At 61.9% G+C, this 15482-nt stretch carries 13 protein-coding genes; 3 read left to right on the top strand and 10 right to left on the bottom strand.

From position 1 onward, the window contains the following. Positions 1-31 precede the first annotated feature (31 nt). The 9 genes from J3A71_RS22460 to mtnA form a co-directional block, all read right to left on the bottom strand. Positions 32-295: a lipopolysaccharide assembly protein LapA domain-containing protein gene (locus J3A71_RS22460; protein ID WP_016485360.1), complete on the bottom strand. Its 264-nt coding sequence runs from the start codon at positions 293-295 to the stop codon at positions 32-34. A 19-nt stretch (positions 296-314) separates the two neighbouring features. Further along, the gene (ihfB, locus tag J3A71_RS22465; protein WP_016485359.1) at positions 315-611 is read right to left on the bottom strand and encodes an integration host factor subunit beta; all 297 of its coding nucleotides are present in this window, start codon (positions 609-611) and stop codon (positions 315-317) included. 289 nt (positions 612-900) lie between these two features. Continuing rightward, on the bottom strand, positions 901-2577 hold the full coding sequence (gene rpsA / locus J3A71_RS22470; RefSeq protein ID WP_003252673.1) for a 30S ribosomal protein S1: 1677 nt from the start codon (positions 2575-2577) through the stop codon (positions 901-903). Positions 2578-2701: 124 nt separating this feature from the next. After that, positions 2702-3388 (bottom strand): (d)CMP kinase, encoded by a 687-nt coding sequence (cmk, locus tag J3A71_RS22475; RefSeq protein ID WP_016485358.1) that lies wholly within the window; start codon positions 3386-3388, stop codon positions 2702-2704. Continuing rightward, positions 3385-5625, bottom strand: a complete 2241-nt coding sequence (locus tag J3A71_RS22480; protein WP_209953292.1) for a bifunctional prephenate dehydrogenase/3-phosphoshikimate 1-carboxyvinyltransferase — start codon at positions 5623-5625, stop codon at positions 3385-3387. Before J3A71_RS22480 ends, cmk begins: the two co-directional genes overlap by 4 nt. Positions 5626-5778: 153 nt before the next feature. Further along, complete coding sequence (gene pheA / locus J3A71_RS22485; RefSeq protein WP_016485356.1) at positions 5779-6873, bottom strand: prephenate dehydratase; 1095 nt, start codon at positions 6871-6873, stop codon at positions 5779-5781. After that, a complete protein-coding gene (gene serC, locus J3A71_RS22490) occupies positions 6873-7958 on the bottom strand; it encodes a 3-phosphoserine/phosphohydroxythreonine transaminase (RefSeq protein ID WP_024717769.1) in 1086 nt (361 codons plus the stop codon). The genes pheA and serC overlap by 1 nt, the downstream gene beginning before the upstream one ends. 147 nt (positions 7959-8105) lie before the next feature. Then, positions 8106-10871 (bottom strand): DNA gyrase subunit A, encoded by a 2766-nt coding sequence (gene gyrA, locus J3A71_RS22495; protein ID WP_023047424.1) that lies wholly within the window; start codon positions 10869-10871, stop codon positions 8106-8108. Between the two features lie 367 nt (positions 10872-11238). Next, positions 11239-12315 carry an S-methyl-5-thioribose-1-phosphate isomerase gene (gene mtnA, locus J3A71_RS22500; RefSeq protein WP_016485353.1) on the bottom strand — a complete coding sequence of 359 codons (1077 nt, stop codon included), beginning with the start codon at positions 12313-12315 and terminating at the stop codon, positions 11239-11241. Positions 12316-12425: 110 nt separating this feature from the next. On the opposite strand from mtnA, the gene ubiG reads away from it, so the two are divergent. The 3 genes from ubiG to J3A71_RS22515 are packed head-to-tail and all read left to right on the top strand — an operon-like array spanning position 12426 to position 14560. Then, on the top strand, positions 12426-13124 hold the full coding sequence (gene ubiG / locus J3A71_RS22505; protein WP_012271034.1) for a bifunctional 2-polyprenyl-6-hydroxyphenol methylase/3-demethylubiquinol 3-O-methyltransferase UbiG: 699 nt from the start codon (positions 12426-12428) through the stop codon (positions 13122-13124). A 2-nt stretch (positions 13125-13126) separates the two neighbouring features. After that, positions 13127-13798, top strand: coding sequence for an N-acetylmuramic acid 6-phosphate phosphatase MupP (mupP, locus tag J3A71_RS22510; protein WP_016485352.1), 672 nt, complete (start codon positions 13127-13129; stop codon positions 13796-13798). A 21-nt stretch (positions 13799-13819) separates the two neighbouring features. Further along, the gene (locus J3A71_RS22515) at positions 13820-14560 is read left to right on the top strand and encodes a YciK family oxidoreductase (RefSeq protein WP_209953294.1); all 741 of its coding nucleotides are present in this window, start codon (positions 13820-13822) and stop codon (positions 14558-14560) included. A gap of 125 nt (positions 14561-14685) precedes the next feature. On the opposite strand, the gene J3A71_RS22520 is transcribed toward J3A71_RS22515, so the two are convergent. After that, on the bottom strand, positions 14686-15471 hold the full coding sequence (locus J3A71_RS22520) for an iron-containing redox enzyme family protein (RefSeq protein ID WP_023047425.1): 786 nt from the start codon (positions 15469-15471) through the stop codon (positions 14686-14688). Between the last annotated feature and the right edge of the window lie 11 nt (positions 15472-15482).

Below are 15482 nucleotides of genomic sequence, written 5' to 3' on the forward strand. Positions count from 1 at the left end.
AGACTTTCCTAAGAGGATGTAGGAAATTTCCTTAGTTGCTGTTGAGTGCCGCCTGACGGGCAGACTCCCTGATCTTGCGCTTGCTGCGCTGCACGCCATAGGCGCCCAGCAAGGGCCCGACTGCCAGGCCAATGACCAGTGCTGCCAGCACAAGTACGGCAACCGGCATTTCCGGCGCAGCCCAGCCGAACAGAACCAGCGACACGGCTTGCTGGTTCTCCAGCACGAAGAACAGCACCACGGCCGCCAACAGCAGCACGAACACCGCCGCCAGGGCGCGCTTGAGGTTACGCATCAGATTGCTCCTTGAGTGCTCAGGCTTCAGCCTCGTCATCTTCGTTGACCCGGTCGCGCAGCTCTTTACCGGGCTTGAAGTGCGGCACAAACTTGCCATCGAGGCTGACCGACTGACCGGTCTTGGGGTTACGGCCAACGCGCGGGGCGCGATAGTGCAGCGAGAAGCTGCCAAAACCGCGAATTTCGATGCGATCGCCAGTGGCAAGGCATTGAGACATCTGCTCAAGCATGGTCTTGATGGCCAGCTCCACGTCCTTGGGCGAGAGCAGGCCCTGATGGGTGACAATACGTTCGATCAGCTCCGACTTCGTCATATTTTTCCCTTCGTTATCAAGCAGCTAGATCATTGCTTAACCAGTTTGTAGCACGCTGGGAGGGATTTGAACAGGGTGGTTCTTGACTTAATAAAAAAATTCAAGATTGAAGTTTTGCAAGAATGGTCTAGAGGGCGGGAGGCGTGTAGGTGTCCGGCGGTGGATTTGCGGTGGCGCTCGATCTTATAGGCGCTGAAAATGCCACGGCGAACCCTCACCACTCAAACGCATTTTCAACTTAAAAAAAAGGGCGACCCGAGGGTCGCCCTTTTTACCGATCAAACAGAACTCAGTTCTGTTTGGCCATTGCTTCGCGCAGCAGCGCAGCCATGGTGGTGTCGGCAGCAGCTTCCGGAGCGTTTTTCAGGCTCTGGATAGCTTCGCGCTCTTCAGCGTCGTCTTTCGATTTGATCGACAGGCTGATAACGCGGGACTTGCGGTCAACGCTGATGATCTTGGCTTCGATCTCTTCGCCTTCCTTCAGAACGTTACGCGCGTCTTCAACGCGGTCACGGCTGATTTCGGAAGCTTTCAGAGTAGCTTCGATGTCGTCGGCCAGGGTGACGATGGCGCCTTTGGCGTCAACTTCTTTCACGATGCCCTTGACGATAGCGCCCTTGTCATTGACAGCAACGAAGTTGGAGAACGGATCGTCTTCCAGCTGCTTGATGCCCAGGGAGATGCGCTCGCGCTCTGGGTCGACCGACAGGATGACGGTTTCCAGCTCGTCGCCCTTCTTGAAACGACGTACGGCTTCTTCGCCGGTTTCGTTCCAGGAAATGTCGGACAGGTGAACCAGACCGTCGATGCCGCCGTCCAGGCCGATGAAGATACCGAAGTCGGTGATCGACTTGATGGTACCGGTGATCTTGTCACCCTTGTTGAACTGGCCGGAGAAGTCTTCCCATGGGTTGGACTTGCACTGTTTGATGCCCAGGGAGATACGACGACGCTCTTCGTCGATGTCCAGAACCATGACTTCCACTTCGTCGCCAACCTGAACGACTTTCGACGGGTGGATGTTCTTGTTGGTCCAGTCCATTTCGGAAACGTGTACCAGACCTTCAACGCCTTCTTCCAGCTCAGCGAAGCAGCCGTAGTCGGTCAGGTTGGTAACGCGAGCTTGTACGCGAGTACCTTCTGGGTAACGGGCAGTGATAGCTACCCACGGATCTTCGCCCATCTGCTTCAGACCCAGCGAAACGCGGTTGCGCTCGCGGTCGAACTTCAGAACGCGTACGTCGACTTCGTCGCCAACGTTAACGATTTCCGAAGGGTGCTTGATGCGCTTCCAAGCCATGTCGGTGATGTGCAGCAGGCCGTCGATACCGCCCAGGTCCACGAATGCGCCGTAGTCGGTGAGGTTCTTGACGATACCTTTGACTTGCTGGCCTTCCTGCAGGGTTTCCAGCAGGGCTTCGCGCTCGGCGCTGTTCTCGGCTTCCAGCACGCTGCGACGCGAAACAACAACGTTGTTGCGCTTCTGGTCCAGCTTGATGACCTTGAATTCCAGCTCTTTGCCTTCCAGGTGGGTGGTGTCGCGCACAGGGCGGACATCAACCAGGGAGCCCGGCAGGAACGCACGGATGCCGTTAACGTCGACAGTGAAGCCGCCTTTAACCTTACCGTTGATAACGCCCTTGACCACTTCTTCGGCGGCGAAAGCTGCTTCCAGAACAATCCAGCACTCGGCGCGCTTGGCTTTTTCACGGGACAGTTTGGTTTCGCCAAAGCCGTCTTCGACCGCGTCCAGCGCAACGTGAACTTCGTCACCGACCTTGATGGTCAGCTCGCCAGCTTCGTTGTAGAACTGCTCGAGCGGGATGACGCCCTCGGACTTCAGGCCAGCGTGTACGGTAACCCAGTCGCCGTCGATGTCGACAACGATACCGGTGATGATCGCACCCGGCTGAAGATTGAGGGTTTTCAGGCTTTCTTCAAAGAGTTCTGCAAAGCTTTCGCTCATTTTAATTCCTGTAGATTCGGGCGAAACAAACGCCCATAACCACATTCCAGACAATGTGGGTTCGTTTTAAGTAAAGGAAAGCCGGCAGGACGTTGACTGGTGCCCCTGCCTGCTTTCCTGGCGATCAGATGAGGTCGCGCTGGGCGATCTCGCTTCTGATACGTTGCAACACCTGCTCGATGGACAACTCGGTAGAGTCCAACTGAATGGCATCGGCCGCCGGCTTCAGCGGGGCCACTGCACGTTGGGTGTCGCGCTCATCGCGCGCACGAATCTCATCCAGCAGACTCGACAGACTAACATCTTCACCCTTGCCCTTCAACTGCAGGTAGCGGCGACGTGCCCGCTCCTCTGCGCTGGCAGTGAGGAAGACCTTCAACGGCGCGTCGGGGAACACCACGGTACCCATGTCGCGACCATCGGCGATCAACCCCGGCATATCGCGAAATTCACGCTGACGCACCAGCAGCGCATCACGCACTGCCGGCAGCGAGGCGACCATCGACGCGCCCGCGCCAACGGTTTCGGTGCGGATGACGTTACTGACGTCCTCACCCTCGAGGATGATCTGTTGCAGCTTACCGGGCTGGGCTGCGATGAACTGCACATCCAGATGGGCGGCAAGCCGGGTCAGCAGCTCTTCGTTGGTCAGATCGACGCCATGATTGCTGGCGTTGAACGCCAGCAAGCGGTACAGCGCGCCGGAGTCCAGCAGCTTCCAGCCCAGCTCGCGGGCCAGCAGGCCGGCGACCGTGCCCTTGCCCGAGCCGCTTGGCCCGTCGATGGTGATGACCGGTACCAGCGAATTCACGACTTGCCCTCTTCCGCCACGCGGATACCCACTTCGGCGCACAGCGCCAGGAAGTTGGGGAACGAGGTGGCGACGTTGGCACAATCGTGGATGCGGATGGGCGCGCTGGCGCGCAACGAAGCGACGCTGAAGGCCATGGCAATACGGTGGTCACCGTGGCCATGCACTTCACCACCACCCAACTGGCCACCCTCGATGATGATGCCGTCCGGGGTCGGCTCGCACTTGATGCCCAAGGTAATCAGGCCGTCAGCCATGACCTGGATACGGTCGGACTCTTTCACCCGCAGCTCTTCTGCGCCACGCAGCACGGTACGCCCTTCGGCGCAGGCGGCAGCCACGAACAGTACCGGGAATTCGTCGATGGCCAGCGGCACCAGCTCTTCGGGGATGTCGATACCTTTCAGCCTGGCACCGCGTACGCGCAGGTCGGCCACTGGTTCGCCGCCGACTTCACGCTGGTTCTCCAGGGTGATGTCGCCCCCCATCAGGCGCAGGATATCGATGACACCGGTACGGGTCGGGTTGATGCCAACGTGTTCCAGCACCAGCTCGGAACCTTCGGCGATGGAGGCCGCGACCAGGAAGAACGCTGCCGAAGAAATGTCGGCCGGTACTTCGATGCGGGTAGCGGTCAGCTTGCCACCGGACTGCAGCGAAGCTACCGGGCCGTTGCTTTCGACTGTGTAGCCAAAGCCACGCAGCATGCGCTCGGTGTGATCACGGGTAGGCGCAGGCTCGGTGACAGTGGTCTTGCCTTCAGCGTACAGTCCAGCCAGCAGCAGGCAGGATTTGACCTGGGCGCTGGCCATTGGCAGCGTGTAGGTCAACCCTTTGAGCTTGTGGCCACCGCGGATGGTCAGCGGCGGGCGCCCTTCCGGGCCGGTCTCGACCACAGCCCCCATTTCACGCAGCGGGTTGGCCACGCGATTCATCGGGCGCTTGGACAGCGAAGCGTCGCCAGTCATGGTTACGTCGAACGACTGGCCGGCCAACAGGCCCGACAGCAGGCGCATCGAGGTGCCGGAGTTGCCCACATACAGCGGCCCGGGCGGCGGCTTCAGGCCGTGCAGGCCTACACCATGAATGGTGACGCGACCGTGGTTGGGGCCTTCGATGACCACACCCATGTCCCGGAATGCCTGCAGAGTCGCCAGTGCGTCTTCACCTTCGAGGAAGCCTTCGACTTCGGTGGTGCCTTCGGCCAGCGAGCCGAGCATGATCGAGCGGTGGGAAATCGACTTGTCGCCCGGTACGCGGATTCGCCCGGACAGGCGGCCACCCGGTTGGGCCAGGAAAATCAGATCGTTGGCGTTCATAGCGTCCACATAGGCCCGGCGGGCCAGGATTTTACTAAAATGCTCGCGGGCAACCCGTGCACGGGTGAATACACCCAGCAACTGGTGCCCGTCCCCTTCAGCGATCGCGTCGCGCAAGGCGTCGAGATCGCTGCGATATGTATCGAGTGTGCGCAGGACAGCGTCGCGGTTGGCGAGGAAGATGTCATGCCACATGGTCGGGTCGCTGCCGGCGATTCTTGTGAAATCGCGGAAGCCTCCCGCAGCGTACCGGAAGATCTCGAGGTTTTCATTGCGCTTGGCCAGCGAATCGACCAAACCAAAGGCCAGCAGGTGCGGCAAGTGACTGGTGGCTGCCAGCACCTCGTCATGGCGCTCGACCGACATGTGCTCCACGTCGGCATCCAGCGCACGCCACAGCCGGTCGACCAAGGCCAGCGCGGCCGGGTCGGTTTCGGCCAGCGGCGTCAAAATCACCTTGTGCCGACGGAACAGGGCGGCGCTGGAAGCCTCCACGCCGCTTTGCTCGGAACCGGCGATGGGGTGGCCGGGGACGAAGCGTGGCAGCCGCTGGCCGAAGACCAAACGCGCCTCACGGACGACATTACCCTTGGCACTGCCAACATCGGTAATGATCGCATCGCCCAGATCGAGCCGGGCCAGGACGGCCAGGACTTTTTCCATGGCCAGGATGGGTACGGCCAGCTGGATGACATCGGCACCAACACAGGCTGCGGCGAGGTCTTCTTCGCAGCGGTCGACCACGCCCAGGGCCACGGCCTGCTTGCGCGAAGGCGCGTCCAGGTCGACACCGACCACTTCGCGGCACAGGCCGCTTTCACGCAGGCCCTTGGCGAACGAACCACCGATCAGGCCGAGGCCGACCACGACCAGGCGGTTGATGATCGGCTCAGGTTTGGTTTTTGCTGCTTTTACCACTGGTGCGAACCCTGTTCTGAAATCTGGACAGCCTGCTGGACCCTACGGGGCCGCTTCGCGACCCTTTCGCGGCACAAGGCCGCTCCTACAAGGACCCTGCAGGAGCGGCCTTGTGCCGCGAAAGGGCTGCAAAGCAGCCCCAAGGGCCTTGAATCAAAGCACCGCCTTCGGATAAGAGCCCAGCACCTTCAGCGCCACCGCCTCCTGGCTGATCTGCTCGAGCACCGCCTTGATCAGCGGGTCGCGGTGGTGGCCAACGAAGTCGATGAAGAACACGTAGGTCCACTTGCCACTGCGCGACGGGCGGGTCTCGATGCGGGTCAGGTCGATACCGTTCTGGTGGAACGGCACCAGCAACTCGTGCAAGGCACCTGGCTTGTTGCTCATCGAGACAATGATCGAGGTCTTGTCATCGCCAGTCGGCGGCACTTCCTGGCTGCCGATCATCAGGAAGCGCGTGGAGTTGTCCGGGCGGTCTTCAATCTTTTCGGCCAGGCGGGTCAAACCATACAGGTTGGCCGCCATGTCACCGGCGATCGCCGCCGAGTTCCACTCACCCTTGACCCGCTTGGCCGCCTCGGCATTGCTCGACACGGCCACGCGCTCCACGTTCGGGTAGTGGGCGTCCAGCCACTTGCGGCACTGGGCCAGCGACTGGGCATGGGAGTAGATGCGGGTGATGCTGTCGGTCTTGGTGTTTTCGCCTACCAGCAGATGATGGTGGATGCGCAGCTCGACTTCACCGCAAATCACCATGTCGTGCTCAAGGAAGCTGTCCAGCGTGTGGCTGACAGCACCTTCGGTGGAGTTTTCCACCGGCACCACGCCAAAGTTGACGGCACCGGCCGCCACTTCGCGGAACACTTCGTCGATAGCGGCCATTGGCCGGCTGATCACCGCGTGACCGAAGTGCTTCATGGCTGCGGCCTGGGTGAAGGTACCCTCTGGGCCGAGATAGGCGATTTTCAGCGGCTCTTCAAGGGCCAGGCACGACGACATGATTTCGCGGAACAAACGCGCCATCTCTTCGTTGCCCAGGGGCCCCTTGTTGCGCTCCATCACGCGCTTGAGCACTGCAGCCTCACGTTCGGGACGGTAGAACACCGGCTTCTCGCCTTCTTTCAGCGAGGCGGTCTTGACCCGGGCGACTTCTTCAGCGCAACGGGCACGGTCGCTGATCAGCTCGAGAATCTTCTCGTCGAGGCTGTCGATGCGTACGCGCAGCGCCTTGAGTTCCTGTTCGGACATCAGCCGTGCTCCTTCTCGAATTCGGCCATGTAGCCAACCAAGGCTTCCACAGCCTCAAGGCCCAGGGCGTTGTAGATGGAAGCGCGCATACCGCCCACCGAACGGTGGCCCTTGAGATTGAGCAGGCCACGGGCATCGGCGCCGGCGAGGAAGGCCTTGTCCAGGCGCTCGTCAGCCAGGCGGAACGGCACGTTCATCCACGAACGGGCGTTGACGCTGATCGGGTTGGTGTAGAAATCGCTGTTGTCGATGAAGCCGTACAGGCGGTCTTTCTTGGCGCGGTTGCGCTGTTCCATGGCGTCGACGCCACCCTGCTCCTTCAACCACTCGAAGACCAGGCCCGAGAGGTACCAGGAATAAGTGGCCGGGGTGTTGTACATCGAGCCGTTGTCAGCCGAGACCTTGTAGTCGAGCATGGTCGGGCAGCTGCTGCGGGCATGGCCCAGCAGGTCTTCGCGCACGATGACCACCACCAGGCCGCTGGGGCCGATGTTCTTCTGCGCGCCGGCGTAGATCAGGCCGAACTGCGACACGTCGATGGGGCGTGAGAGAATGTCGGAGGACATGTCGACCACCAGCGGCACATCACCAGTCTGCGGCACCCAGTCAAACTGCAGACCACCAATGGTCTCGTTGGACGCATAGTGCACATAGGCGGCGTTTTTGGTCAGATTCCAGTCGTTCTGGCCAGGGATGCTCAGGTAGTCGTAAGGCTTGGCACTGGCGGCGACGTTGATGTGGCCGAAGCGGCGCGCTTCTTCGATGGCCTTTTTCGACCAGATACCGGTTTCGATGTAGTCGGCAGTGCCGTTTTCCGGCAGCAGGTTCAGCGGAATTTCGGCGAACTGCTGGCTGGCGCCGCCCTGCAGGAACAGCACCTTGTAGTTGGAGGGGACGGACAGCAGGTCGCGCAGGTCCTGCTCGGCCTTTTCGGCGATGGCCACGTAGTCGTCGCTGCGATGGCTCATTTCCATCACCGACAAGCCCTTGCCGCGCCAGTCCAGCATCTCGGCCTGGGCGCGCTGCAACACAGCATCAGGAAGCGCGGCAGGGCCTGCGCAGAAGTTAAAGGCTCGTTTGCTCACATCCACTCTCGCTCTGCCAAATAGAACAAAATCATAATTCGGTGGCCACATTCCATGCAGGATCGGTGGCGCCTGCATCGCGGGCAAGCCCGCGCCTACACAGGCAAACGGGGCGACCTTGGTCGCCCCGTCCGGGTTTACGCTCGCTTACTCCTGCGGGGCCTCTTCGGCACCCGCAGCGTCTTCATTGTCTGGCGCTTCAGCCTCGGTGCCCTCCTCGTCCACCTCGATCACTTCATCGAGTTCGTCCTCGGACGGCTCCTGGATCCGCTCCAGGCCCACCAGTGTTTCATCCGCCGCCAGCTTGATCAGCGTCACACCCTGGGTGTTACGGCTCAGGCTGGACACTTCGCCAACACGGGTGCGCACCAGGGTGCCCTGGTCGGAAATCAGCATGATCTCCTCGCCTTCCTGCACCTGGATAGCACCGATCAGCAGGCCGTTGCGCCCTTTGGTACCCATGGCAATCACGCCCTGGCCACCACGGCCGCGACGCGGGAACTTGGACAGCGGGGTGCGCTTGCCGAAGCCACGCTCGGAGGCAGTGAGAATCTGCGAACCGGACTCCGGGATCAGCATCGAAATGATCTGCTGGCCTTTGCCCAGCTTCATGCCGCGAACACCACGGGCAGTACGGCCCATTTCACGCACTACGCTCTCGGCGAAACGGATGACCTTGCCGGCGTCGGAGAACATCATGACTTCTTTGGCGCCGTCAGTGATGGCCGCCGCAATCAGGGTGTCACCTTCCTTCAGCTTCAGGGCGATCAGGCCGTTGGAGCGTGGGCGGGCGAACTGCACCAGCGGGGTTTTCTTGACGGTACCGGAGGCCGTGGCCATGAAGATGTAGGCGCCTGTCGGCTCTGCCACCCACTCTGCGGTGTCGCCATCTTCCTCGTCGACTTCCTCGGCCTCTACCAGCTCACCCTCGAGCACGGTGTCATCAGCGTCTTCCAGCTCTTCGTCAAGGTCAGCGTTCTGCTGCAGCGCTTCGAGGTCGATCTGCAGCATGGCGGTGATGCGCTCACCTTCCTCCAGCGGCAGCAGGTTGACCAGCGGGCGACCACGGGCAGCGCGGGACGCTTCGGGGATTTCGTAGGTCTTCTTCCAGTACACCTTGCCCTTGCTGGAGAACAGCAACAGGGTGGCATGGCTGTTGGCGACCAACAGGTGCTCGATGTAGTCCTCGTCCTTCACGCCGGTCGCCGACTTGCCTTTACCGCCACGGCGCTGGGCCTGATAAGCGGACAATGGCTGGGTCTTGGCATAACCACCGTGGGAGATGGTGACCACGCGCTCTTCTTCCGGGATCATGTCGCCGTAGTTGAGGTCGTGGCTGGCATTGAGAATTTCGGTGCGGCGCACATCGCCGTATTCGGCACGGATGGCTTCCAGCTCTTCGCGGATCACTTCCATCAGGCGCTCTGCGCTGCTGAGGATGCGGATCAGCTCGCCGATCTGCTCGAGGATTTCCTGGTACTCGGCCAGCAGCTTCTCGTGCTCAAGGCCGGTCAGGCGGTGCAGGCGCAGGTCGAGGATGGCCTGGGCCTGTTCCGGCGACAGGAAGTACTTGCCGTCATGCAGGCCGTACTGCTCCGGCAGGTCCTCAGGGCGGCAGGAATCGGCGCCGGCGCGCTCGACCATGACCTGCACGGCACTGGATTCCCACGGCGTGGAAACCAGGGCTTCCTTGGCCTCGGACGGGGTTGGCGACGCCTTGATCAGGGCGATGACCGGGTCGATGTTGGACAGTGCAACCGCCTGGCCTTCAAGGATGTGGCCACGCTCACGGGCCTTGCGCAGCTCGAATACGGTACGGCGTGTCACCACTTCACGGCGGTGACGGACGAACGCTTCGAGCAGGTCCTTGAGGTTGAGCAAACGCGGACGGCCGTCGATCAGGGCGACCACGTTGATGCCGAACACGCTCTGCAGCTGGGTTTGCTGGTAGAGGTTGTTGAGCACCACCTCCGGCACCTCGCCGCGGCGAAGCTCGATGACGATGCGCATGCCGTCCTTGTCGGACTCGTCGCGCAGCTCGGTGATGCCTTCGATCTTCTTCTCTTTTACCAGCTCGGCGATCTTCTCGATGAGGCGCGCCTTGTTCAGCTGGTACGGCAGCTCGGTCACGACGATCTGCTGACGGCCGCCAACCTTGTCGATGTCTTCGATTTCGGAGCGGGCACGCATGTAGATGCGGCCACGACCGGTACGATACGCCTCGATGATGCCCTGACGGCCGTTGATGATACCGGCAGTCGGGAAGTCCGGCCCAGGGATGAACTGCATCAGCTCATCGATGGTGACTTCGGGGTTGTCGATCAGCGCCAGGCAGCCGTCGATCACTTCACCGAGGTTGTGTGGCGGAATGTTGGTCGCCATGCCCACGGCGATACCGCTGGATCCGTTGACCAGCAGGTTGGGAATACGGGTCGGCATGACCGCCGGGATCTGCTCGGTGCCGTCATAGTTGGGCACCCAGTCGACGGTTTCCTTGTGCAGGTCGGCCAGCAGCTCGTGAGCCAGCTTGGTCATGCGCACTTCGGTGTATCGCATGGCCGCAGCGTTGTCGCCGTCCACCGAACCGAAGTTGCCCTGACCATCGACCAGCAGGTAGCGCAGCGAGAACGGCTGGGCCATACGCACGATGGTGTCGTAGACCGCAGTGTCGCCGTGCGGGTGGTACTTACCGATCACGTCACCGACCACACGGGCGGATTTCTTGTACGGCTTGTTCCAGTCGTTGCCCAGTTCGCTCATCGCATAGAGAACGCGACGATGCACGGGCTTCAAGCCGTCACGCGCATCGGGCAGCGCTCGCCCGACAATCACGCTCATCGCGTAGTCGAGGTAAGACTGTCTCAGTTCGTCTTCGATATTGACCGGGAGGATTTCTTTGGCCAGTTCGCCCATGAGAAGCCTGATTCCTTTTTCTGGTGAAACTTCGCAGCTCCATCAAGGGCCGAACGAAGCTCGCCGCCGCAGCGCATAAGGGTGCGACGACTTACGACAAATCAATGAGTTGTGCCATGGATCTGCGCAATGAAGGCCGCCGTGATGAGCGGTCTTGGAAACTGCCGGATGTTATCACAAAGGCGGGGGCGGTGGGGAGAGGTGGCAGTTGGTCTCAGCCGGGTTTGAATCCTGGTTTTTTGTATTGCCTGCACCGGCCTCTTCGCGGGCTCGCCCGCTCCCACAGATTCACCACCGCCCTAAGGCCATGCGATATCCCTGTGGGAGCGGGCAAGCCCGCGAAGAGTCCGGTGCAGGCAGCGCAAAATCAATGCAGCCGCTTGCGGCAAATCAACTGGGCCAGCTTGGCGGTATCCGGGCGCTCTACGATGCCCCGCTCGGTCACGATCACGTCGATCAAGTCGGCCGGGGTCACATCGAACACCGGGTTGAACACTTCGACATCCGGTACCGCCGGGGCACCGCCAAAGTCCAGCCACTCGTCGGCGTCACGCTCTTCCAGCGGGATATCCTCGCCGGTGGCCAGGTTCAGGTCGATGCTGGTGCTCGGCGCCACCACCATGAAGCGCACGCCGTGGTGCATGGCACTGACCGCCAGCTGGTAAGTGCCGATCTTGCTGGCCACGTCACCATTGGCAGCAATGCAGTCCGCCCCCACCACCACCCAGGTGATGCCCTTGCTCTTCATCAGGTGCGCCAGCGCCGAGTCGGCACAGAGCGTTACCGGGATGCCTTCGTTGGCCAGCTCCCAGGCGGTCAGGCGCGAGCCTTGCAACCAGGGGCGAGTCTCGCCGGCGTACACCCGCTCGACCATGCCCTCCAGGTAGCCGGCGCGAATCACCCCCAGGGCGGTGCCAAAACCGCCGCTGGCCAGGGCACCGGCATTGCCGTAGGTGAGCAGGGCCTGGGCATTGCCCTGATGACGACGGATCAGCTCGATACCTTGCTGGGCCATGGTCAGGTTGGCTTCACGGTCGCTTTCGTGGATGGCCACGGCCTCTGCCTCCAGCACGGCCAGCACGTCTTCATCAGGGCGCAGGCGCAGCAGGCGTTCGCGCATGCGGTTCAGCGCCCAGAACAGGTTGGCCGCCGTGGGGCGTGCTTCGGCAAGGGTGAGGTAGTCTTCTTCCAGGTCCATTTCCCAGTCGCCACCCTCGGCCAGCCGCTCTTCCAGGGCCAATACCAGGCCGTAGGCCGCGGCAATACCAATGGCCGAGGCGCCGCGCACCGCCATGTCGCGGATTGCCGCCGCCACCTGCGCAACATTGTCGCAGGCCAGCCAGCGTTCCTCCGACGGCAGCAGGCGCTGGTCGAGCAGGTGCAAGATGCCGCCCTGCCAGCGGATCCCGGTCACCTTCTCCGCCGCCAAAAGTCGCTCGCGCATCGCCTCTCCCCGTGGTTCGCATGTCAAAAGCCGGCGATTATAGCGAGCCTGGGGGCCGAGCGCTCGGGTATACTCCGGCCCAATTTTGCGAAGTTTCAGAGGACTGTTCAATGAGCAACGTCGACCGCGCCGAAATCGCCAAGTTCGAAGCGCTGGCCCACCGTTGGTGGGACCGCGAAAGCGAGTTCAAGCCGCTGCACGAAATCAACCCGCTACGCGTCAACTGGATCGACGAGCGGGCCAGCCTGGCCGGCAAGAAAGTGCTGGACGTAGGCTGCGGCGGCGGCATCCTCAGCGAAGCCATGGCCCTGCGCGGCGCCACGGTAACCGGTATCGACATGGGCGAGGCACCACTGGCGGTGGCCCAGCTGCACCAGCTGGAGTCGGGCGTACAGGTGGAGTACCGGCAGATCACCGCCGAAGCCCTTGCCGAAGAAATGCCTGAACAGTTCGACGTTGTCACCTGCCTGGAAATGCTCGAACACGTCCCCGACCCGTCCTCGGTGATTCGCGCCTGCTACCGTATGGTCAAGCCAGGCGGCCAGGTGTTCTTCTCCACCATCAACCGCAACCCCAAGGCCTACCTGCTGGCCATCGTCGGCGCCGAGTACATCCTGAAGATGCTGCCGCGCGGCACCCATGACTTCAAGAAGTTCATCCGCCCGTCCGAACTGGGCGCCTGGAGCCGTGATGCCGGCCTGCAGGTGAAGGACATCATTGGCCTCACCTATAACCCGCTGACCAAGCACTACAAGCTCAACAGCGACGTCGACGTCAACTACATGATCCAGACCCTGCGCGAGGAATGAGCATGCGTTTGCGAGCAGTACTCTTCGACATGGACGGCACCTTGCTCGACACGGCGCCGGACTTCATCGCCATTTGCCAGGCCATGCTCGCCGAGCGCGGCCTGCCAGCCGTTGACGACCACCTGATCCGTGGCGTGATCTCTGGCGGCGCCCGCGCCATGGTTGCCACTGCGTTTGCCATGGACCCGGAAGCCGAGGGCTTCGAGGCCCTGCGCCTGGAGTTTCTGGAGCGCTACCAACGCGACTGCGCGGTCCACAGCAAGCTGTTCGACGGCATGGCCGAGCTGCTGGCTGACATCGAAAAAGGCAACCTGCTGTGGGGCGTGGTCACCAACAAGCCGGTACGCTTCGCCGAGCCGATCATGCAGCAGCTGGGCCTGGCCGAGCGCTCGGCACTGCTGATCTGCCCGGACCACGTGAAGAACAGCAAGCCTGACCCCGAGCCGCTGACCCTGGCCTGCACCACCCTGGGCCTGGACCCTGCCAGCGTGCTGTTCGTTGGCGACGACCTGCGCGACATCGAGTCTGGCCGCGACGCTGGCACGCGCACGGCTGCGGTGCGTTACGGCTATATTCATCCAGAGGACAACCCCAACAACTGGGGTGCCGACGTGGTGGTGGACCACCCGCTGGAACTGCGCAAAGTGATCGACAGCGCGCTGTGTGGCTGCTGAACTAGAGACAGGGAATACACAATGTTCGACTACACCGCCCGTCCCGACCTGCTGCAAGGCCGGGTCATCCTGGTTACCGGCGCCGGCCGCGGCATTGGTGCCGCGGCCGCAAAGGCTTACGCTGCACTGGGCGCCACCGTGCTACTGCTGGGCAAGACCGAGGCCAACCTGAACGAGGTCTACGACCAGATCGAAGCCGCCCGACACCCGCAACCGGTGGTCATCCCGTTCAACCTGGAAACCGCCCTGCCCCACCAGTACGACGAGTTGGCAGTGATGATCGAAGACCAGTTCGGCCGCCTGGACGGCCTGCTGAACAACGCCTCGATCATTGGCCCGCGCACGCCGCTGGAACAGTTGTCGGGCGACAACTTCATGCGCGTGATGCACATCAACGTCGATGCCACCTTCATGCTCACCAGCACCCTGCTGCCCCTGCTGAAGCTGTCGGAAGACGCCTCGGTGGTGTTCACCAGCAGCAGCGTCGGCCGCAAAGGCCGGGCCTACTGGGGCGCCTATGGCGTGTCGAAGTTCGCGACCGAGGGCCTGATGCAGACCCTGGCTGACGAACTGGAAGGCGTGGCACCCGTGCGCTCCAACAGCATCAACCCGGGCGCCACGCGCACAGCGATGCGGGCCCAGGCTTACCCCAGCGAAAACCCGCAGAACAACCCGCTGCCTGAAGAGATCATGCCGGTGTATCTGTACCTGATGGGGCCGGACAGCAAAGAGGTGAATGGGCAGGCTCTCAACGCCCAATAAGCTTTTTTGCCTGTCCTGACCCTATCGCCGGCAAGCCAGCTCCCACAGGATCACCACAGGCCAGGGCAATGTGGAATCCCTGTGGGAGCTGGCTTGCCGGCGATAGGGCCAGGACAGGCGAAAGATCAGCCGGCCGCCAACGCCGGGCGCAAACGGCCTTGCTGGCGGCTCTCCAGCTGCATGCACCGCTCCAGGAACAGGTACATGCAGTCGTAACTCTTGCAAATCGCCCTGCGCAACTCGGTACGCAGCCCAAGGCTCGGGTTCTCGCCGGCCAGGGTACAGATGATTTCCAGCGCCTCCCAAGGGTGCGCATCATCGTACTGGGCATGCATTTTCAACCACTTCATCGCCCGCTTGCGCTGGTCTTCCGGGAAGCCCTGGGCGTAGGTATCGGTCGAGCACACCACCGCCGACCATTCCCCGGTCGCACCCTCGATGGCGTAGTTGGTCGCTGCCATGGAAATGGCCAGGTTCTCGGTGGCGCACACGCGCCAGCACCAGTCGTTCAGGCCGTTCAGCTCGGGTGGCACTTCCTGGGCCTGCAAATCATGCAGGTGCACACCATGGGCCTGGCACCAGTTCACCCAGTAGTCGGCATGGTTGAGCTCGACGCGGATGTTGCGCATCAGCCAGCGCCGCGCCATGTCTTCGCCCTGATGGCGGCCATAGCGGGTCTTGGTCAGGTTATGGGCCATGTACAGAGAGAACTGCTCCACCACCGGCCAGCCACCGATCAGGTACTGACGAATGGTCGACTGCTTGAGCTGGCCGTCGCGCAGGCGCGCGTAGAACTCATGCTCCACCACCCGGCGCTTGCTCTCCCGGCAGTCTTCAATCAGTTGCTGGGCCCATTGGGGGTAGCTGGCGGGGTCCATCAGAGGCCCGATACGAACGAATGCATCAATCACTTTCAGCTCCT

It is taken from the genome of Pseudomonas sp. PvP089, from assembly GCF_017875165.1.
GTDB lineage: Bacteria > Pseudomonadota > Gammaproteobacteria > Pseudomonadales > Pseudomonadaceae > Aquipseudomonas > Aquipseudomonas fortuita.